Origin of the sequence: Streptomyces sp. WM6378, assembly GCF_001279695.1 — a bacterium.
Taxonomy (GTDB): Bacteria; Actinomycetota; Actinomycetes; order Streptomycetales; family Streptomycetaceae; genus Streptomyces.
The window spans coordinates 1-18,150 of sequence record NZ_LGDD01000279.1 but is presented as its reverse complement, the minus strand read 5'-3'; the positions used below and the strand labels follow the sequence as shown (position 1 = coordinate 18,150).

The 18,150-nt window shown below is 69.8% G+C and carries 18 protein-coding genes; 16 read left to right on the top strand and 2 right to left on the bottom strand.

The features are described from left to right. The first annotated feature begins 249 nt into the window (after positions 1-249). Positions 250-543, top strand: coding sequence for a hypothetical protein (locus tag ADK54_RS21025; RefSeq protein WP_053727212.1), 294 nt, complete (start codon positions 250-252; stop codon positions 541-543). A 200-nt stretch (positions 544-743) separates the two neighbouring features. Here the strand turns inward: ADK54_RS21025 and ADK54_RS21020 are convergent, their stop codons facing one another. Further along, on the bottom strand, positions 744-2,168 hold the full coding sequence (locus tag ADK54_RS21020; protein ID WP_053727211.1) for a condensation domain-containing protein: 1,425 nt from the start codon (positions 2,166-2,168) through the stop codon (positions 744-746). Between the two features lie 345 nt (positions 2,169-2,513). On the opposite strand from ADK54_RS21020, the gene ADK54_RS21015 reads away from it, so the two are divergent. The 10 genes from ADK54_RS21015 (at position 2,514) to ADK54_RS20970 (ending at position 11,956) form a co-directional block, all read left to right on the top strand. Beyond that, positions 2,514-2,756: a hypothetical protein gene (locus tag ADK54_RS21015; protein ID WP_053727210.1), complete on the top strand. Its 243-nt coding sequence runs from the start codon at positions 2,514-2,516 to the stop codon at positions 2,754-2,756. A gap of 270 nt (positions 2,757-3,026) precedes the next feature. Beyond that, complete coding sequence (locus tag ADK54_RS21010; protein ID WP_053727209.1) at positions 3,027-3,374, top strand: hypothetical protein; 348 nt, start codon at positions 3,027-3,029, stop codon at positions 3,372-3,374. Positions 3,375-3,742: 368 nt separating this feature from the next. Further along, complete coding sequence (locus ADK54_RS21005) at positions 3,743-4,042, top strand: hypothetical protein (protein ID WP_053727208.1); 300 nt, start codon at positions 3,743-3,745, stop codon at positions 4,040-4,042. Between the two features lie 402 nt (positions 4,043-4,444). Continuing rightward, positions 4,445-4,801: a hypothetical protein gene (locus tag ADK54_RS21000; RefSeq protein ID WP_053727207.1), complete on the top strand. Its 357-nt coding sequence runs from the start codon at positions 4,445-4,447 to the stop codon at positions 4,799-4,801. Positions 4,802-4,962: 161 nt separating this feature from the next. Beyond that, on the top strand, positions 4,963-5,523 hold the full coding sequence (locus tag ADK54_RS20995) for a CGNR zinc finger domain-containing protein (RefSeq protein ID WP_053727206.1): 561 nt from the start codon (positions 4,963-4,965) through the stop codon (positions 5,521-5,523). 92 nt (positions 5,524-5,615) lie between these two features. Beyond that, positions 5,616-6,203 carry a sigma-70 family RNA polymerase sigma factor gene (locus tag ADK54_RS20990; protein WP_078966511.1) on the top strand — a complete coding sequence of 196 codons (588 nt, stop codon included), beginning with the start codon at positions 5,616-5,618 and terminating at the stop codon, positions 6,201-6,203. Further along, a complete protein-coding gene (locus ADK54_RS20985) occupies positions 6,200-6,961 on the top strand; it encodes an anti-sigma factor family protein (RefSeq protein ID WP_053727204.1) in 762 nt (253 codons plus the stop codon). The genes ADK54_RS20990 and ADK54_RS20985 overlap by 4 nt, the downstream gene beginning before the upstream one ends. 117 nt (positions 6,962-7,078) lie before the next feature. Then, positions 7,079-9,472, top strand: a complete 2,394-nt coding sequence (locus tag ADK54_RS20980) for a HelD family protein (protein WP_053727203.1) — start codon at positions 7,079-7,081, stop codon at positions 9,470-9,472. 395 nt (positions 9,473-9,867) lie between these two features. Beyond that, positions 9,868-11,301, top strand: a complete 1,434-nt coding sequence (locus ADK54_RS20975; RefSeq protein WP_053727202.1) for an NAD-dependent malic enzyme — start codon at positions 9,868-9,870, stop codon at positions 11,299-11,301. 373 nt (positions 11,302-11,674) lie between these two features. Beyond that, positions 11,675-11,956 (top strand): HU family DNA-binding protein, encoded by a 282-nt coding sequence (locus tag ADK54_RS20970; RefSeq protein WP_003968811.1) that lies wholly within the window; start codon positions 11,675-11,677, stop codon positions 11,954-11,956. A gap of 163 nt (positions 11,957-12,119) precedes the next feature. On the opposite strand, the gene murA is transcribed toward ADK54_RS20970, so the two are convergent. Next, positions 12,120-13,460 carry a UDP-N-acetylglucosamine 1-carboxyvinyltransferase gene (gene murA / locus ADK54_RS20965; protein WP_053727201.1) on the bottom strand — a complete coding sequence of 447 codons (1,341 nt, stop codon included), beginning with the start codon at positions 13,458-13,460 and terminating at the stop codon, positions 12,120-12,122. A gap of 294 nt (positions 13,461-13,754) precedes the next feature. On the opposite strand from murA, the gene ADK54_RS20960 reads away from it, so the two are divergent. From ADK54_RS20960 to ADK54_RS20940, 5 genes are all read left to right on the top strand, one after another. Continuing rightward, positions 13,755-14,315: a YqgE/AlgH family protein gene (locus ADK54_RS20960; RefSeq protein ID WP_053727200.1), complete on the top strand. Its 561-nt coding sequence runs from the start codon at positions 13,755-13,757 to the stop codon at positions 14,313-14,315. Between the two features lie 55 nt (positions 14,316-14,370). Next, a complete protein-coding gene (locus ADK54_RS20955; RefSeq protein ID WP_078966510.1) occupies positions 14,371-14,658 on the top strand; it encodes a DUF3039 domain-containing protein in 288 nt (95 codons plus the stop codon). Positions 14,659-14,864: 206 nt separating this feature from the next. Next, the gene (locus ADK54_RS20950; RefSeq protein ID WP_053727198.1) at positions 14,865-16,181 is read left to right on the top strand and encodes an extracellular solute-binding protein; all 1,317 of its coding nucleotides are present in this window, start codon (positions 14,865-14,867) and stop codon (positions 16,179-16,181) included. Then, positions 16,178-17,128 (top strand): carbohydrate ABC transporter permease, encoded by a 951-nt coding sequence (locus ADK54_RS20945; protein WP_420717343.1) that lies wholly within the window; start codon positions 16,178-16,180, stop codon positions 17,126-17,128. Before ADK54_RS20950 ends, ADK54_RS20945 begins: the two co-directional genes overlap by 4 nt. After that, positions 17,125-17,967, top strand: a complete 843-nt coding sequence (locus ADK54_RS20940; RefSeq protein WP_053727197.1) for a carbohydrate ABC transporter permease — start codon at positions 17,125-17,127, stop codon at positions 17,965-17,967. Before ADK54_RS20945 ends, ADK54_RS20940 begins: the two co-directional genes overlap by 4 nt. The last annotated feature ends 183 nt before the right edge of the window (positions 17,968-18,150 follow it).

Genomic DNA, 18,150 nt, shown 5'->3' with positions numbered 1-18,150 from the left:
GCGTCCGTTGATTCGCCGTCCGTCAACTGCCCTTATGGACACTGGAGTTGGACCAATGAAGGCGGAACTCGACCTGGTTCAACCTCGGCGCGCACGGGGCGGGTTATATCCCGCAATCGACCAACGTGGTGAGGGATTTCATGAATTCGGCGCGCCGCCGGGTGCTTTGGGGATACGTCGTATTACCTCTGTAACCACACGAAGTCGATCTGTCACGGATCGAGTCCACTTCACTCCATCGGAGATGACATGCACAAGCTTCGCAAGGCCGCCGTCCTGGTCGCTGCTCTCGGCAGCATCGGGCTCCTCACCGCCGGCGCTGCCCACGCCGACGGGGGCAAGGGCGGCCGGGGCGGCGATTTCTTCGACATCAAGCAGAGCAGCACCTGCACGTCGCATGACGGCAACGTCGACATCCTCGGCCAGGTCGGCATCCTCAACGGCCTGGGCGGCAACCTCCTGAACGGCGAGGGCAACGCGGGCTCGCAGCAGACCTCCATGGGCTCCAGCATGGGCTGCAGCAACAGCGCGTTCAGCAAGTAGAAGTCACACCCTTCCTCGGCGCCCCGGCAACAGGCCGGGGCGCCGAGGCGTTTGTGCCGTGAGCCGTCCGCCGCCTTCTTGGTCAAGTCGCCCGCGCGCCAGTGGTGTTGCAGCTCGAAGCCCCCGACGTGTGGTCGGGGGCGAGTCGGGCGGGCTGCTCGGGCCGGTGGCGGCCGACGCGTTGGGGTGCCGCGGAGCGATCACCCTGCGAGGTCATGTGGTGCGAGTTCGCGGGCGCGTTGCGCGCGGGCCACTTCGAGGATGACGTTCCCCAACCGCTCGGTGTACAGCCGCATGTTCTTGTACGCGACGTCGGTGTCGGGGTAGCGGCAGGTGAACCACAAGCCCTCGTGGAGCCGGTTCAGCCAGATGCACACCTGGTCGCCGTAGGAGACGCGCACCAGCCCGTAGGCCGCCAGCTCGTCCCAGCGCTCCGCACCCGCGATGCCTCGTGCGTCGACGAACGAGACGATCGAGTACAGGTCGGGCGAGGTCGGGCGGAAGTCCGAGCCGAGCAGGCGCAGCACCCGGGCCAGCGGCATGCGCGCCAGCGACCTGTTGGCCTGCAGCTCGGCGCGTACGACCTTCAGGGCGCTGAGGAAGTCGGGCGCCCGGTCGATGGGGACCTCGATGGGCGCACCGCCGACGTACCAGCCAACGGAGTTGGACCACTTGGACTTCACTCGGGTGTGGAACGGGACCACGGCGCGGTAGACGGGCTGTCCGCCGATCTCGTTGACGATGAGGCTGGTCGCGGCCAGCATGCCGACGAGGCTGCCGCCGAAGGGCCGGCAGTACGACTCGAACGCGGCGGCGGACTCCGCGTCGACGAGCATCTCGCGCATGAGCTTCTGCGTGGGCAGCGGGCCACCGGGCTCCAGGCCCAGCGGGACGGGGAAGTTGGGCAGCTTCCCGTTGCACCGCTTGATGAACTCCCGCCAGCGTCCGACGATCTCGTGGCCGCCGTCGATCCGGTCCGCGTCCGCCCGCTCGATCTCGCAGAAGTCGACGTAACTGCCGACCGTCGGCTCCTCCACGGGGCGGCCCTCGACGGCCGCGGCGTAGAGCTCGTGGACCTCGGCGGGGATGCGCTGGATGGAGTAGGAGTCGACGTTGCTGTGGTCGAAGGCGATGTACACACTGGTGCTGTCGTCCCTGATGACGGCCGCGTAGAGGAAGTTGGGCCAGCGCAGCGCGTTCGCCACGGTGTCGAAGCGATTCTGCAGCTGCTCGACGAGTTGCTCCGCGTCGGGGAAGTCGCCGATGTCCTCGCGCTGGAGCGACACGGCCTCGGTGTCGAGCGTGAACCGGCGCATCTCGTCGCCGTCCCAGCGGAAGCCGCTGCGCAGCGTCTCGTGCCGGAGCGTCCAGCTGCGCAGCGCGTCCTGCAGCGCGTCGAGGTCGACCGTGCCCGGGATGTCGAATGCCGTACCGATCCAGGTCGGCACGAACAGGCCGTCCTCGTGCACCGATTGGGCGGTCCTGATGTGCGACTCCTGGAGATACGCGGGCGGTCGGGGGTCCTCCGGAAGGTCCGCCGCCGCCGCTACCGTCGCCGGACTGAGCGCCCACTCGACGAGCCGTCCGGGCCGGACCTCGCAACGCTGGATGTCGGTGATTCGCACGGGCGTCTCCGTTCGCAGTTGGAGCCCGGATCGGGCGGACCCGTTCAAGGGAAAGCCGCGAGCGCGAACGGAGGCACCCGGAACATGATGTGTTACCACTTTTGAGTGGATTGAGTGATCGGCGGATGTGAGCCAATCGGTCCACCGGGCATTCGGCGGCGTCAAGCGACACGTCTCGGTCCACCAGCGGGTCGAGCTTGAGGACGCGGTCTTGTTCGAGTCCACGGAGAGTCATTGTCGGAGAGAGGGCGCACCCTCTGGGGAGATGCATCGTTACTGTTTGTGTTCAACCGGTAACGGTGGGCAATCAACCTCGATGTACAGGCAATGGAGGACCGAGGTTCCATGCGTAAGTTTCAGCAGGCCATGATCGCAGCAGTGGCGGCGGCTGGCGGTCTGGCCGCAGTCGGCGCCGGCGCCGGTACCGCCTCCGCCCACGAAGGCGTGCACCAGAACGACCACTACCGCCCCTACCAGGAGTGCAGCCCGCAGGCGGGGGCCGAGGCCAATACCCCGCTCAGTGTGCTCGGTCTCTCCGACACCTTGGGCACCACCTGCGGCCAGTTCAACCAGGCATTCACCAAGTGAGGTCGGCGGCGTAAGCGAGCCCGACGCTTTCCGCGGGCCCCTTCGGGGTCATCCCCGAGGGGGCCCGTTCATGTGCGGCCGCCCGGAGCGCGAGGCGGCTGACTGCAGTAACGGTGCCTGCGATAGGCAAGCCCTTCACTTCGTAAGCGAAACGGACCCGAACGTCCCGGACATGGGTCGGACGCTGGAGCCCGGCTCTCCGGCCTGCCCAGGGCCCGGCGCGGTCGGTTCGCGGCGCCCTGGCGCCCCTCACAAAAGGAAACGCATCACATGTTCAGTGCGAAGAAGATCGCGGCCGTCTCGGGGCTTCTCGGCGGCCTCGTCGTGACCTGTGCCGGCGCCGCCCAGGCGCACGCCGTGGCGGCGCCGGTGTGTACCCACACCCAGGAAAGCACCACCTGCGTCCAGCGGATCGTCGGCACCGCGCCCGAGGGCGAGGGGTACATCCTCCGCCAGGCGCAGGGCTGTGTGCCGACCGAGCCCCTGTCGCTGCCCGTGGTGGGCCTGTTGAACCGCGGGAACATGAAGATCGGTCCCGAGGTGACCTGTTCCCCCACCAACCCGGGGCCCGAAAGGGGCGAGGAGCCGGGCGTCAACCCCCTTGGCCTGCTGAGCTGAGTGCGAGGTCGGAATCTTCCGACGCCTGCCTCACCTCTTCGACGGCGGATGGCCGGACCGGGCGACCGGGTCCGGCCATCCGCCGTTTTCCGGGCCTGCGGGCAAAAGTTTCCGGGCCTGCGGGCAAACGAGTGACCGTCCCTCGCTGCCCGTGACTCACCCCCGGGGAAATGTCGTTTCACCGGAGAGGGGTGAGTACGACCCGGCTCCCTCAATTCCCTTGTCCGCGGCGGACGAAGGGCGCCTCGCCATGGCCGACACGGCGCACAGAAAGTACCAAAGATCCCAAATGACTACACTCCGTCTGTATATGCTCACATTAAGTAGTCCGGTCAGGGCTTCACACCTAGATAAGGAAGAGTCGAATTATGCGCAAGTTTCAGCGGGCTGCGGCCGTAGCCGCAGCGGTTGCGGGGCTGTCCATCCTCGGTGCCGGCGTCAGCTTCGCCCACGACGGTGGGGTCACCGCGGTGGCTTCCTCGCAGGCCAACGCCGTGGCCAACAACGGTGGCTGGGACGGCGGCCCGGAGCACGGCCGGGGCAGCGGGCCGGTGTTCGCCCCGGAGAACGGTGCCGGTGTCAGCTACGGTCAGGACCACGGCCCGGACCACGATGGGGACCACGGGGACCACGGGGACCACGGCGACCACGACGGCGAAGGCCAGTAAAGAAATTCCCCGAGCTCGGTGCGCACGTTTCGGGGAGCTGCGGTCGTAGCCGCAGCGGTCGCGGGTCGGGAAATTCCTCAACCCGCGCCGCACTGAGCCCCACAAGGCGTATCGATATCCGGCAGAACATCGCAATGCGAGTCGCACGATCTGAATGTCCATCTCCTGGACCGGCTCGGGCTGCTCGACGGTGCGCCGGAAAACACCCTCAATGGCACGGGCAGCCCGGACGCGCAACAAACCCACCAGGGTGCGCGCCCGGGCTGTACCGCTGCCGTCGCCGGACACGGTTGAAGCCGCGTCGGGCGATGGGTCCCCGTATTTCGATTTCCTCCAAGGCTCGGGTGCACGCCGAATCAATGGCGTAGGCGCCCGGGCCTCGATTGCAAAGGAACGCAGCACATGTTCAGTCGGCAGAAGATCGCAACCGTCTCGGGGCTCATCGGAAGTCTCGCCGTGATCTGCGTCGGCGCCACGCAGGCGCACGCCGAGCAGCCCAAGCCCAAGGGTGAGTGCAAGACCTCCCCCGCGGGTGAGACCACCTGCATCCACAAGACCGAGACCGTTCACATCGACAAGAAGAACGGCAGCTACACCATCAAGCAGACGCAGGAATGCTCGACGACCGACCGGCCGAACGTGGTGATGCCCGGAGACGCCAAGGTGAACCAGGCGACCATGCAGGTCGGGCCGACCGTGGACTGCTCCAACAGCGTGAAGCTGCCCAAGGGCGTCAAGGTGCCGCACTTCGAGTTCTGAGGCGCGATCGGCGAAGGGAGCGGCTCCGCTGTGGGGGGAGCGGACGCGGGCGCCGGCTCCCTCGCGCGGCAACCGCCCGGTAGGAGGGGTTCCGGGGGAGGCCCGGGGCGGGCACTCTGGGGGGTGGCACTCACCGGTAACCCCTAGGCGGTGACAGGCGCATGGTGCGGTTCGACTCGGGGCGGATCTGTCTGGATCTGCTGGCGACCGGGGCGTACGAGAGGGAACAGCTCGACAGCACCGCACAGTTGGGCCAGTGGCTGCTCCGCGCCGGACTGGTCCCGCGCGGCACCCCGCTCACCGGACTGGGCCGCGACTGGCCGGTCCGATTCATCGAACTCCGACGCTGCATAGGCGAGTTGGTCCATGCCGAGCTGGGTGGGCCGACCGACTGCGGGCCCGCCGCCCTTGAGCGGGTCAACGCGCTCGCGGCCGCGCCGCCCCCGGGCGTACGTGCCATCCGGGGCGCCGACGGCGGACTCGTCCGCACCCTGAGCCGCGCCCCCGAATGCGGCGCGCTGCTCGCCGTGGTCGCCCGGGACGCCGTCGACCTGCTCACCGACCCCGAGGCGCGGGCCCGGCTTCGCCAGTGCGAGGGCGACAACTGCCGGCTGCTCTATCTCGACACCTCGCGCGGGCGACGGCGCCGCTGGTGTTCGAGCGAGGTGTGCGGAAACCGCGAGCGGGTGGCCCGGCACCGGCGCCGCGTGGCCGCGCTCTGAGAGACCCGCGCGAAGAAAGTCGCCCCGCCTTTGAATGGATGCGGACAACCGCCCGTATGGAGAGACGAACCGGCTCGCAGCCGCGCGCCGGGATGGTCTCGACCTGGAGGTGCCGGTTGCGCAAGGATGCCGCCGTGGCCGATGACCGTCCGCGAGGGGCCAAGCACCGCTCCGTGCCCGACGAGGAGCTGATGCGGGCGCTGTACCGCGAGCACGCGGGGCCGCTGCTCGGGTACGTCATGCGGCTCGTCGCCGGCGACCGGCAGCGGGCCGAGGACGTCGTGCAGGAGACGCTCATCCGTGCCTGGAAGAACGCCGGTCAGCTCAATCGGGCCACCGGTTCGGTCCGCCCCTGGCTGGTGACGGTCGCGCGCCGCATCGTCATCGACGGCCACCGCAGCCGGCAGGCCCGGCCGCAGGAGGTCGATCCGTCGCCGCTGGAGGTCATGCCCGCGGAGGACGAGATCGACAAGGCGTTGTGGCTGATGACCCTCTCGGACGCGCTCGACGACCTCACCCCGGCCCACCGGGAGGCCCTCGTCGAGACGTACTTCAAGGGACGTACGGTCAATGAGGCGGCCCAGGCGCTCGGCGTACCCAGCGGGACCGTGCGGTCCCGGGTGTTCTACGCCCTGCGCTCCATGAAACTCGCACTGGAGGAACGGGGGGTGACGACATGACGACCGGGGAATACGCGGAGGGCTCGCTGCACGAGGCTGTCGGCGCGTACGCGCTCGGCATCCTGGACGACGCCGAGGCCACCGCCTTCGAAGCGCACCTCGCGGGCTGCGACCTGTGCGCCGCCGAACTCGACGGCCTGGCCGGCATGGAGCCGATGCTCGCCACCCTCAGGGAGTTCCCGGGCCCCGCGGCCCAGCCGCTGCGCCCGGCCCCGCCCAGCATGACCACGACCCTGATCAACGAGGTCGCGGCCCAGCGCGCCAAGCGCCGGCGGCGCACCACGTACCTGGTGGCGGCAGCGGCCGCGCTGATCGTCGGCGGCCCGGCGATCGCGGTGGTGGCGACCTCCGGTGACACCGGCACCCACCAGAGCGCCGAGGCGCACCCGACCAGCCCGGCCGAGGACGCCTTCTTCAACCACATGACCCAGAAGGTCTCCGCGACCGACCCGAAGACCGACGTCACCGCGACCGTCGGCACCGAGGCCAAGGCGTGGGGCACCCACACCGTCCTGGAGCTCAAGAACGTCAAGGGCCCGCTGAAGTGCAGCCTGATCGCGGTCGGCAAGAACGGCGACCAAGAGACCGTCACCTCCTGGGCGGTGCCCAACTGGGGCTACGGGATCAAGGACAGCCCGCACGAGTCGGCGAAGTATCCGCTGTACGTGCACGGCGGCACCGCGATGAACCGCGACCAGATCGACCACTTCGAGGTCCGTACGTTCGACGGGAAGGCGCTCGTGGACGTCCCGGCGTGAGCCGCGGGGCGCCACGACCGTCCCGACATGCGGCTCGGCACCAAATTGTGGCCTGACATCGGGTCCCCCTTCGCGTACGGTTGACGGCTGCCCAATGCACGTCAGAAGGGGGCCTCGGTGGCCGCGCAGGATGCCGCTGTCGATACCGCTTCCGGTACCGCCGAATCCGCTGTGGATTCGGTCCGGGAACGCGAGATCGCTGGGGAACAGGTACATCTCGACCAGGTGTACCGCCGCCTGGAGGAGAAGATCCACGAGGCGGAGTTCCTGATGAACGACGCCGCCAAGCGCGGGCAGGTCGGCACGCCCGGCGCGCTCGCCGAACGCGACGCCCAGGTCTTCCGGGCGGGGGTCCATCTCAACCGGCTCAACAACGAGTTCGAGGACTTCCTCTTCGGCCGGATCGACCTGCTGCTCGGCAAGGACGGCAAGAAGGGCCCGGACGGCGCGTACACCTCGGTCGACCCGGCCGAGGACGCCGTGCGCCCCGACGGCACGGCCGACATCGCCGAGACGCTGCACATCGGCCGGATCGGCGTCCTGGACGCCGACTACTCGCCGCTGGTGATCGACTGGCGGGCGCCGGCCGCGGCGCCGTTCTACCGCTCGACGCCGGTCGACCCGGGCCGCGTCGTACGCCGCCGGGTCATCCGCTCCAAGGGCCGCAAGGTGCTCGGCGTCGAGGACGACCTGATGCGCCCGGAGCTCAGGGCGACCCTGGACGGCGCAGAGCTGCCCGTGATCGGCGACGGCGCCCTGATGGCCGCGCTCGGCCAGGCCCGCAGCCACACCATGCGGGACATCGTCGCCTCCATCCAGGCCGAGCAGGACCTGGTCATCCGGGCGCCCGCAGCCTCGGTGACGTACGTCGAGGGCGGCCCCGGCACGGGCAAGACGGCGGTCGCGCTGCACCGCGCGGCCTACCTCCTCTACCAGGACCGGCGGCGCTACTCCGGCGGCATCCTGATCGTCTCGCCGACCCCGCTGCTCGTCGCCTACACCGAGGGCGTGCTGCCCTCGCTCGGCGAGGAGGGCCAGGTCGCGATCCGCGCGGTCGGCAACCTCGTGGACGGGGCGGAGGCCACCGAGTACGACGATCCGGCGGTCGCCCGCATCAAGGGCTCCTCGCGGATGCTCCACGTCCTGCGCCGGGCCGCCAGGGGCGCCCTGGAGGGCCCCGGGGAGCAGCCCAGGCGCTCCCGGCGGCGCGGCGGCGAACAGCTCGCCCTCGGCGAGCAGGCGCCCGCGCCGCACCCCGGCCAGCGGCTGCGCGTCGTCGCCTTCGGCGCGCGCGTCGAGCTGGAGGGCGAGGAGCTGCGCCGCATCCGTCAGAACGTGCTCGGCGGCACCGCGCCCGTCAACCTGCTGCGCCCGCGCGCCCGCAGGCTGCTGCTCGACGCCCTGTGGTCGAAGTCGGGCGCGAACGGCCGGCACACGGACCCCGAGCTCGCCGCCGAGCTGCGCTCCTCCTTCGACGACGACATCGCCTCCGAGGACGCCTTCGTCGCCTTCCTCGACGCGTGGTGGCCGGAGCTCACCCCGCGCGGGGTGCTCGCCGCGATGGCCGACGAGAAGCGGCTCGCGCGCTGGGCCCGCCGGGTCCTCAACCAGGGCGAGGTGCGCCGCCTGGCCCGCTCGCTCGCGCGCACCGCCGACGGCGCCTTCTCGGTGCACGACGTGGCCCTGCTCGACGAGTTGGAGACGCTGCTCGGCGCCCCGGCCCGGCCGAAGAAGAAACGCGAGTACGACCCGCTGGACGCGCTGACCGGCCTCGAAGAGCTGATGCCGCACCGCGAGGAGACCCAGCGCGAGCGCGCCGAGCGGCTCGCCCAGGAACGCACCGAGTACGCGCACGTCATCGTCGACGAGGCGCAGGACCTCACGCCCATGCAGTGGCGGATGGTCGGCCGGCGCGGGCGCACCGCCACCTGGACGGTCGTGGGCGACCCCGCGCAGTCCTCCTGGTCCGACCCGGACGAGGCCGCCGAGGCCCGCGACGAAGCCCTGGGCACCCGCCCGCGCCGCCGGTTCGAGCTGACCGTCAACTACCGCAACCCGGCCGAGATCGCCGAACTGGCCGCCAAGGTACTGGCGTTGGCGATGCCGGGCATGAAGTCCCCGGCCGCCGTCCGCTCGACGGGCGTGCGACCGAGGTTCGCGGTCGTACGCGACGGCGACCTCGCCCGCTCCGTACGGGAGGAGGCGGCGCGGCTGCTCGACCAGGTCGACGGAACGGTCGGCGTGGTCGTCGCCATGCGGCGCCGCGAGCAGGCGGCGCGCTGGCTGGCGGGGCTCGGCGACCGGGTGGTGGCGCTCGGCAGCCTGGAGGCCAAGGGCCTGGAGTACGACGCCACGGTGGTCGTCTCCCCGGCCGAGATCGCGGACGAGTCCCCGGCCGGACTGCGGGTCCTGTACGTGGCGTTGACCCGGGCGACGCAGCAGCTCACGGTCGTCTCCGGGGACCGGGACGAGCCCGACGCGGACGGGGTGCCGGATCTGCTCCGGGATTAAATCCGGGTCAACTCGCGATGCGGGGATCACTTGCCGGGGTGGTTTGTTAGCCTGGGTGTGGCACCGGCTCGATCCAAGCCCCCGGGCCCAACCTTAGTCGCTCAGAGCGACCACTTGCCGCGAGGCGAGCATGGCGGGTCGGTGTCATTAACGTGAGCGACAGGCCCACGTCATCTCCGGATGGCGTGGGCCTGTTGTCGTTGGTGCGGGCCCTCGGCAGGTCCCCGGAGGGTCTTCCGCCGGACCATCACTTTCTCGTATGGTGGAAACAACTTTCCGAAACGGGTCGCCCATTATCGGCTACCAGCCAGTAGGTGCGACCATCGGATGGCACCGCCGCGCCACAGCCGGGGCGGTGCTAGCAACGAAGCTAGGGAAAGCAGAGGAACACGGTCATGGCAACGGCGCCCAGCGTCTCGTACTCGATGACGGTCCGCCTTGAGGTGCCCGCCAGCGGCACGGCGGTCTCTCAGCTCACCACCGCCGTGGAGTCCTCCGGCGGGTCGGTGACCGGCCTCGACGTGACCGCCTCCGGCCACGAGAAGCTGCGGATCGACGTCACCATCGCGGCCACCTCCACCGCGCACGCCGACGAGATCGTCGAGGAGCTGCGCGGCATCGAGGGCGTCACCCTCGGCAAGGTCTCCGACCGTACGTTCCTGATGCACCTCGGCGGCAAGATCGAGATGCAGTCGAAGCACCCCATCCGCAACCGTGACGACCTCTCCATGATCTACACCCCGGGCGTGGCCCGCGTGTGCATGGCGATCGCCGAGAACCCCGAGGACGCCCGCCGCCTCACCATCAAGCGCAACTCCGTCGCAGTCGTGACGGACGGCTCCGCAGTGCTCGGCCTCGGCAACATCGGCCCGATGGCCGCGCTGCCCGTCATGGAGGGCAAGGCGGCCCTCTTCAAGCGCTTCGCCGGCATCGACGCCTGGCCGATCTGCCTGGACACCCAGGACACCGACGCCATCGTCGAGATCGTCAAGGCGATCGCCCCCGGCTTCGCGGGCATCAACCTCGAAGACATCTCCGCGCCCCGCTGCTTCGAGATCGAGGCCCGCCTGCGCGAGGCCCTCGACATCCCCGTCTTCCACGACGACCAGCACGGCACCGCGATCGTGGTGCTCGCCTCGCTGACCAACGCACTTCGCGTGGTGGGCAAGGGAATTGGCGACGTACGCGTCGTCATGTCCGGGGCCGGCGCGGCCGGTACCGCCATCCTCAAGCTGCTGCTCGCGGCCGGCGTCAAGAACGCCGTCGTGGCCGACATCCACGGCGTGGTGCACGCGGGCCGCGACGACCTGATCAGCGCGAGCCCCGAGTCCGCGCTGCGCTGGATCGCCGACAACACCAACCCCGAGGGCCTGACCGGCACGCTCAAGGAGGCCGTGGTCGGCGCCGACGTCTTCATCGGCGTCTCGGCTCCCAACGTCCTCAACGGCGACGACGTCGCGGCGATGGCCGACGGCGCGATCGTGTTCGCGCTCGCGAACCCGGACCCCGAGGTCGACCCCGCGATCGCCCGCCAGAGCGCGGCAGTTGTGGCCACCGGCCGTTCGGACTTCCCCAACCAGATCAACAACGTGCTGGTCTTCCCCGGCGTCTTCCGGGGCCTCCTGGACGCCCAGTCCCGCACGGTCAACACCGAGATGATGCTGGCCGCGGCCGGCGCGCTCGCGGACGTCGTCGCGGAGGACGAGCTCAACGCGAACTACATCATCCCGTCGGTCTTCAACGACAAGGTCGCCGGAGCGGTCGCGGGAGCCGTCCGCAACGCCGCCAAGGCCGCCGGGGGCGCTGTGACGGGGCCCACGTCGGCCTGAGCTCCGGCGCGTCGCGGGATGCGGGCCCAGTAACGCCCCCTTAGGGTGACGGACCATGACCCGCATCCGCACCGGCCCTGGCCCGGGAGTCCACACCCTGTCGACGGAGCGTCACCTTGATGAGGCAGTGGCGCTTTTCATGTGACGCAGGGTGACTCGGGAGGGTGCCGGATTGGCTTTCCCGCCGTAGGTGGGGGCAGGATGCTCCCCCAAGGACTTCGTCCAGGGGGACCCCCAGGACGCGAGGTCGTGCAAGCGGACCCGGGTCCGGGGACTGTCCGAGGGCCCTGGCAGCATCGGCTTCGCTGTACCCAACATGCGGCTTCCGCCGCGTGGCACGCCTCACAGGCAAGAAGAACACGGGAGTAAGAACATGAACCGCAGTGAGCTGGTGGCCGCGCTGGCCGACCGCGCCGAGGTGACCCGCAAGGACGCCGACGCCGTGCTGGCCGCTCTCGCCGAGACCGTCGGCGAGATCGTCGCCAAGGGCGACGAGAAGGTCACCATCCCCGGCTTCCTGACCTTCGAGCGCACTCACCGTGCCGCTCGTACCGCTCGTAACCCGCAGACCGGCGACCCGATCAACATCCCGGCCGGCTACAGCGTGAAGGTCTCCGCGGGCTCGAAGCTCAAGGAAGCCGCCAAGGGCAAGTAAGCGCCTTTGGCTTTGCAAGGCGCTTAGCAGCAACGCAAAAGGGCGGCCACCCTGGGTTTCCAGGGTGGCCGCCCTTTTGCGTTGGCCCGCGGGCCGTGGTCGCTTCTCGCGCAGTTCCCCGCGCCCCTGGCAGGGTCGACCCTGCCAGGGGCGGAGCCCAGGGTCAGACCAGCGAACCGTTGGGGAGTTCGACCTTCGCGCCGAGGCTCTCCAGCTTCTCCATGAAGTTCTCGTAGCCGCGGTTGATCAGGTCGATGCCGTGCACCCGGGACGTGCCCTGGGCCGCCAGGGCCGCGATGAGGTACGAGAAGCCGCCCCGCAGGTCCGGGATGACCAGATCGGCGCCCTGGAGCTTCGTGGGGCCGCTCACGACCGCGGAGTGCAGGAAGTTGCGCTGGCCGAAGCGGCAGTCCGAGCCGCCCAGGCACTCGCGGTACAGCTGGATGTGCGCGCCCATCTGGTTCAGCGCCGAGGTGAAGCCGAGCCGCGACTCGTACACCGTCTCGTGGACGATGGACAAGCCGGTGGCCTGGGTGAGGGCGACGACCAGCGGCTGCTGCCAGTCCGTCTGGAAGCCCGGGTGCACGTCCGTTTCGAGGGCGATGGACTTGAGCGAGCCGCCGGGGTGCCAGAAGCGGATGCCCTCGTCGTCGATCTCGAAGGCGCCGCCGACCTTCCGGTAGGTGTTCAGGAACGTCATCATCGAGCGCTGCTGGGCGCCGCGGACGTAGATGTTGCCCTCGGTCGCCAGCGCGGCGGACGCCCACGAGGCGGCCTCCAGGCGGTCCGAGAGGGCGCGGTGGGTGTAGCCGCCGAGCTTGTCGACACCGGTGACGCGGATCGTCCGGTCGGTGTCCATGGCGATGATCGCGCCCATCTTCTGCAGCACGCAGATGAGGTCCTCGATCTCCGGCTCGACCGCGGCGTTGGCGAGTTCGGTCACGCCCTCCGCGAGCACCGCGGTGAGCAGCACCTGCTCGGTCGCGCCGACCGAGGGGTAGGGCAGCCGGATCTTGCAGCCGCGAAGCCGCTGCGGGGCCTCCAGGTACTGGCCGTCCGCGCGCTTCTCGATGGTCGCGCCGAACTGGCGCAGCACCTCGAAGTGGAAGTCGATGGGCCGACCGCCGATGTCGCAGCCGCCGAGGCCCGGGATGAAGGCGTGGCCCAGGCGGTGCAGGAGCGGGCCGCACAGCAGGATCGGGATCCGCGAGGAACCCGCGTGCGCGTCGATGTCGGCGACGTTGGCGGACTCGACGTGGGACGGGTCGAGGATCAGCTCGCCCGGCTCGTCGCCGGGGCGGACGGTGACGCCGTGCAGCTGCAGCAGGCCCCGTACGACGCGCACGTCGCGGATGTCGGGCACATTGCGCAGTCTGCTCGGGCCGCTGCCGAGAAGGGCGGCGACCATCGCCTTCGGCACGAGGTTCTTCGCGCCGCGGACGCGGATCTCGCCCTCGAGCGGGGTTCCGCCGTGGACAAGCAGTACATCGTCTGTGCCGGTCATGAATCTCGCGTTCCGGAGTGGTCGGGCAAGGGGCAGGGGTAAAGGGTAAGGGGCTTTCACCCCTGCCCCATAAGGCCGAGGAGGGTTCACGAAGGTAATGAATTCGCTACAGCACGCTCCGCGCAGGGAGTTCAGCTCAGCGTCACGTACCCGGTCCTCCTCCGGGGGCGCACGAGGGAAGAGGTCCTCTTGCTGCCGTGTGCCCGCCCGTCACCCGGCCGCCACCCCTCGACGTCGCGCTTCGCGCGGCACATTTCCTATCCGAACGGCACGGTTATGCGGGATCATGTCCGCATGACCGAGGTGTCCTCGCTCACAGGGCGGCTGCTCGTCGCCACTCCGGCCCTCGCGGACCCGAACTTCGACCGCGCGGTGGTGCTGCTCCTCGACCACGACGAGGAGGGCACGCTCGGCGTGGTCCTGAACCGGCCGACCCCGGTCGGCGTCGGCGACATCCTGGAGTCCTGGGCGGGATTGGCCGGCGAGCCCGGCGTGGTCTTCCAGGGCGGCCCGGTCTCCCTCGACTCGGCCCTCGGCGTCGCCGTCATCCCGGGCGACGAGGGGCCGCTCGGCTGGCGGCGGGTGTACGGGGCGATCGGCCTGGTCGACCTGGAGGCGCCGCCGGAACTGCTCGCCGCCGCCCTCGGCTCGCTGCGGATCTTCGCCGGTTACGCCGGCTGGGGCCCCGGCCAGCTGGAGGACGAGCTCACCGACGGCGCCTGGTACGTGGTCGAGTCGGAGCCCGGTGACGTCTCGTCCCCGGAACCCGAGAGCCTGTGGCGGGCGGTGCTGCGCCGCCAGCGCAGCGAGCTCGCGATGGTCGCCACCTATCCGGACGATCCCTCGCTCAATTGACGCCCCGGCGACGCGCCTCCACCCGATCCGGTTGCCTTCAGTACCCTTGGTGGTTATGAGCACTCTTGAGCCCGAGCGCGGGGCAGGTACGGGGACCCTCGTAGAGCCGACACCGCAGGTGTCGAACGGCGACGGCGACCACGAGCGCTTCGCCCACTACGTCCAGAAGGACAAGATCATGGCGAGCGCGCTGGACGGCACGCCCGTCGTCGCGCTCTGCGGCAAGGTCTGGGTGCCGGGGCGTGACCCGAAGAAGTACCCGGTCTGCCCGATGTGCAAGGAGATCTACGAGTCCATGGGCGCCGGTGGCGACAAGGACAAGGGCGGCAAGGACAAGAAGTAGCCCCGGATGAGCAGGTAGTCCGGGACGAGGTGGCCCCAGCGGCCCCCGGGGTGTGCGTCACGCACGCCCCGGGGGCCGTTTTGTGTGTGCCGGGTTGTCCAGACCTCTTGCCGGGGGCTTTGCCTCCGCCATAACCTCCTCCCTGTTGTGCAGTATGCGAAACGCTCGTTGCGTATGTTGCAACGGTCATGGGGAGGATCTCTGCCGTGAAGCTCACTGCCCGAACTGCCCGAGCCGCTCTGACTGCCCTGCCACTGGCGGCACTTGCCCTCACCGGCGTGGCCGCCTGCGCCCCGCAGACGTCCGACAACAGCGCCAAGAGCGACGACAAGAGCGGAACCCTGCGGGTCTGGCTCTTCCAGGAGGTGAGCAACGGCCCCAAACAGCAAGTGGTGGACAAGGCCGTGGCCGCCTTCAAGCAGGCCCACAACGGCGCCGATGTCCAGGTCGAGTACATACCCGTCGACACCCGCGCCCAGAAGATCAAGGCCGCCTTCAACGACCCGGCCTCCGCGCCCGACCTGATCGAGTACGGCAACACCGACACGGCCGGCTACGTGAAGGACGGCGGACTCGCCGATGTGAGCACCGAGTTCGCGGCCTGGCCCGAGGCGAAGGACACCGACCCGACGGCGAAGCAGTCCGTCACCGTGGGCGGAAGGGTCTACGGGGCTCCGCTGTTCGTGGGCGTACGCGCGCTGTACTACCGCACCGACGTCCTCAAGGACCTGGGCCTCGCCGTGCCGAAGACCCAGGACGAGCTGATCGCGACCGCGAAGAAGATCCACCAGGCGAAGCCCGACCTTTACGGGCTCGCGGTGGGCGGCGCCTACACGTACGGCGCGCTGCCGTTCCTCTGGGCCAACGGGGGCGAACTGGCCACCGAGAACGGCGGGAAATACACCTCTGCGATCGACAGCGCGGCCGCCCGCAAGGGCATCGCCGCCTACACCTCGCTCTTCGGCGACGCCAACTGCCCCGCCGCCAAGTGCGCGCAGATGGGCGGCAACGCCACCGTCACCGCCTTCGCGAACGGCAAGGCGGCCATGGCGATCGGCGGAGACTTCAACCACGCGGCCGTCGAGGCGGGCACCGTCAAGGGCGAGTACGCGGTCGTGCCGCTGCCGGGCCTGACATCGGGCTCGGTCGCCCCGGCCTTCGCGGGCGGCAACAACATCGGCGTACTGAAGAGCAGTTCGCACCGCACGCTCGCGGTCGGCCTCATGGAGCAGCTCGCCGGCAAGGCCACCCAGCGCGAGCTGTTCGACGCGATGGGCTTCCTGCCGACGTACACCGACGTACGGGCGGACGTCGCGAAGAAGCAGCCGTTCGTCGAGCCGTTCGTGCGCACCCTGGCGGCGGGCGCCAAGTTCGTTCCCGCGTCGCCCGGTTGGGGCCAGATCGACTCCTCGCTCGTGCTGCCGACGATGTTCCAGGAGATCGTCAGCGGCAAGAAGGACGTCGCGAAGGCGTCGTCGGACGCGGCGAAGAGGATGAACGACGTGTTCGGGGCGGCGGGTTGAGCCCCGCGACCGCCACGCGGGACGCCGTGCGGGTGCCCGTGGCGAAGCCGGCGCCGGGCCGCCGCTCGCGCCGGCGGGCCGGCTGGACCCCGTGGCTGTACCTGGCCCCCGCCCTCGCCGTCCTCGGCGCGCTCCTCGTCTACCCGATCTACCAACTCGGCCTGATCTCCTTCCTGGAGTACACCCAGGCCCAGGTCAGCGGCGGTCGGCCGACCAGCTTCCAGGGATTTGGGAACTACTCCGCCCTCTTCTCGGACAGCCAGTTCTGGTCGGTGCTGCTCGCCACGGTCGTCTTCGCGGCGGCATGCGTCCTGAGCACCCTCGCGGTGGGCTGCGCGCTGGCCGTGCTGCTCACGCGGGTACGGGCGCTGCCCCGGCTCGCGCTGATGCTGGCCGCGCTCGGCGCGTGGGCGACGCCCGCGATCACCGGCTCGACGGTGTGGATGTTCCTGTTCGACCCGGACTTCGGCCCGGTCAACCGGGTCCTGGGCCTCGGCGACCACTCGTGGACGTACGGCCGCTACAGCGCGTTCCTGCTCGTGCTGCTCGAAGTGGTGTGGTGCTCCTTCCCGTTCGTGATGGTCACGGTGTACGCCGGGATCCGCGCGATCCCGGGCGAGGTCCTGGAGGCGGCCGCGCTGGACGGGGCGTCGCAGTGGCGGATCTGGCGGTCCGTCATGGTCCCGATGCTGCGGCCGATCCTCACGGTCGTCACGATCCAGTCCGTCATCTGGGACTTCAAGGTCTTCACGCAGATCTACGTCATGACGAACGGGGGCGGGATCGCGGGCCAGAACCTGGTCCTGAACGTGTACGCGTACCAGAAGGCGTTCGCTTCCTCGCAGTACAGCCTCGGCTCGGCGATCGGCGTGGTGATGCTGCTGATCCTGCTCGCGGCGACGCTGGTGTACCTGCGGGTGCTGCGGGGCCGGAGGGAGGAGCTGTGAATCTCGTACGTGTCCGTGTCCGCCGCCCGGGGCGGCTGGTTGCCGAGGGGATCGCGCTGGTGGCGGCGGTGGTGGTCGCCTTCCCCCTCTACTGGATGGTGCTCTCCGCCTTCAAACCGGCGGGGGAGGTGCAGTCGGCGCACCCCAAGCCGTGGACGCTGTCCCCCTCCCTCGACTCATTCCGCCGCGTCTTCACACAGCGGGACTTCGGGCGGTACTTCCTCAACAGCCTGGTGGTGGCGGGCTCGGTGGTGCTGCTCTCGGCCCTGATCGCCTTCCTGGCGGCGACGGCGGTGACGCGCTTCCGGTTCAAGTTCCGCACCACGCTGCTGATCATGTTCCTGGTGGCGCAGATGGTGCCGGTCGAGGCGCTGACGATCCCGCTGTTCTTCCTGATGCGGGACCTGGGCCAGCTCAACACCCTTGGCTCGCTGATCCTGCCGCACCTGGCCTTCTCGCTGCCCTTCGCGATCTGGATGCTGCGGGGGTTCGTGAAGGGGGTGCCGGTGGCGCTGGAGGAGGCGGCGGCGCTGGACGGGGCCAGCCGCACGCGGTTCCTTTGGCAGGTTCTGTTTCCGCTGGTGTTTCCGGGGTTGGTGGCGACGAGCGTTTTTTCGTTCATCGCCGCGTGGAACGACTTCCTGTTCGCGAAGTCGTTCATCATCAGCGACACGTCGCAGTCCACGCTGCCGATGGCGCTGCTGGTCTTCTTCAAGCCGGACGAGAACGACTGGGGCGGGATCATGGCGGCCTCGACGGTGATGACTCTGCCGGTGCTTGTGTTCTTCGTGCTGGTGCAGCGGCGGTTGGTTTCGGGGGTGGGGGGTGCGGTCAAGTGAGGCTTGGCTCAGCGGGGTTGCCCACCCGCCCGCCCGTTACCCGGGGTTGGAAGGGCTGGCCCCCTGGGGGCTGCGCCCCAGCCCCCGGGGGGTTTGCCCCCCCGCCCGCCCGTTGCCCAGCGTTGGAAGGGCTGGCCCCTGGGGCTTCGCCCCAGACCCCCTTGCGGGGACTCCGTCCCCTGC

Excerpts from the sequence above, each read along its gene's own strand:
- ADK54_RS20955 (WP_078966510.1), top strand. The coding sequence starts at position 14,371 with ATGAGCACTCTTGAGCCCGAGCGCGGGGCAGGTACGGGGACCCTCGTA.
- murA (WP_053727201.1), bottom strand. The coding sequence starts at position 13,460 with ATGACCGGCACAGACGATGTACTGCTTGTCCACGGCGGAACCCCGCTC.
- ADK54_RS20960 (WP_053727200.1), top strand. The coding sequence starts at position 13,755 with ATGACCGAGGTGTCCTCGCTCACAGGGCGGCTGCTCGTCGCCACTCCG.
- ADK54_RS20970 (WP_003968811.1), top strand. The coding sequence starts at position 11,675 with ATGAACCGCAGTGAGCTGGTGGCCGCGCTGGCCGACCGCGCCGAGGTG.
- ADK54_RS21010 (WP_053727209.1), top strand. The coding sequence starts at position 3,027 with ATGTTCAGTGCGAAGAAGATCGCGGCCGTCTCGGGGCTTCTCGGCGGC.
- ADK54_RS21005 (WP_053727208.1), top strand. The coding sequence starts at position 3,743 with ATGCGCAAGTTTCAGCGGGCTGCGGCCGTAGCCGCAGCGGTTGCGGGG.
- ADK54_RS20985 (WP_053727204.1), top strand. The coding sequence starts at position 6,200 with ATGACGACCGGGGAATACGCGGAGGGCTCGCTGCACGAGGCTGTCGGC.
- ADK54_RS20995 (WP_053727206.1), top strand. The coding sequence starts at position 4,963 with ATGGTGCGGTTCGACTCGGGGCGGATCTGTCTGGATCTGCTGGCGACC.
- ADK54_RS20975 (WP_053727202.1), top strand. The coding sequence starts at position 9,868 with ATGGCAACGGCGCCCAGCGTCTCGTACTCGATGACGGTCCGCCTTGAG.
- ADK54_RS21025 (WP_053727212.1), top strand. The coding sequence starts at position 250 with ATGCACAAGCTTCGCAAGGCCGCCGTCCTGGTCGCTGCTCTCGGCAGC.
- ADK54_RS21015 (WP_053727210.1), top strand. The coding sequence starts at position 2,514 with ATGCGTAAGTTTCAGCAGGCCATGATCGCAGCAGTGGCGGCGGCTGGC.
- ADK54_RS20990 (WP_078966511.1), top strand. The coding sequence starts at position 5,616 with ATGGTCTCGACCTGGAGGTGCCGGTTGCGCAAGGATGCCGCCGTGGCC.
- ADK54_RS21000 (WP_053727207.1), top strand. The coding sequence starts at position 4,445 with ATGTTCAGTCGGCAGAAGATCGCAACCGTCTCGGGGCTCATCGGAAGT.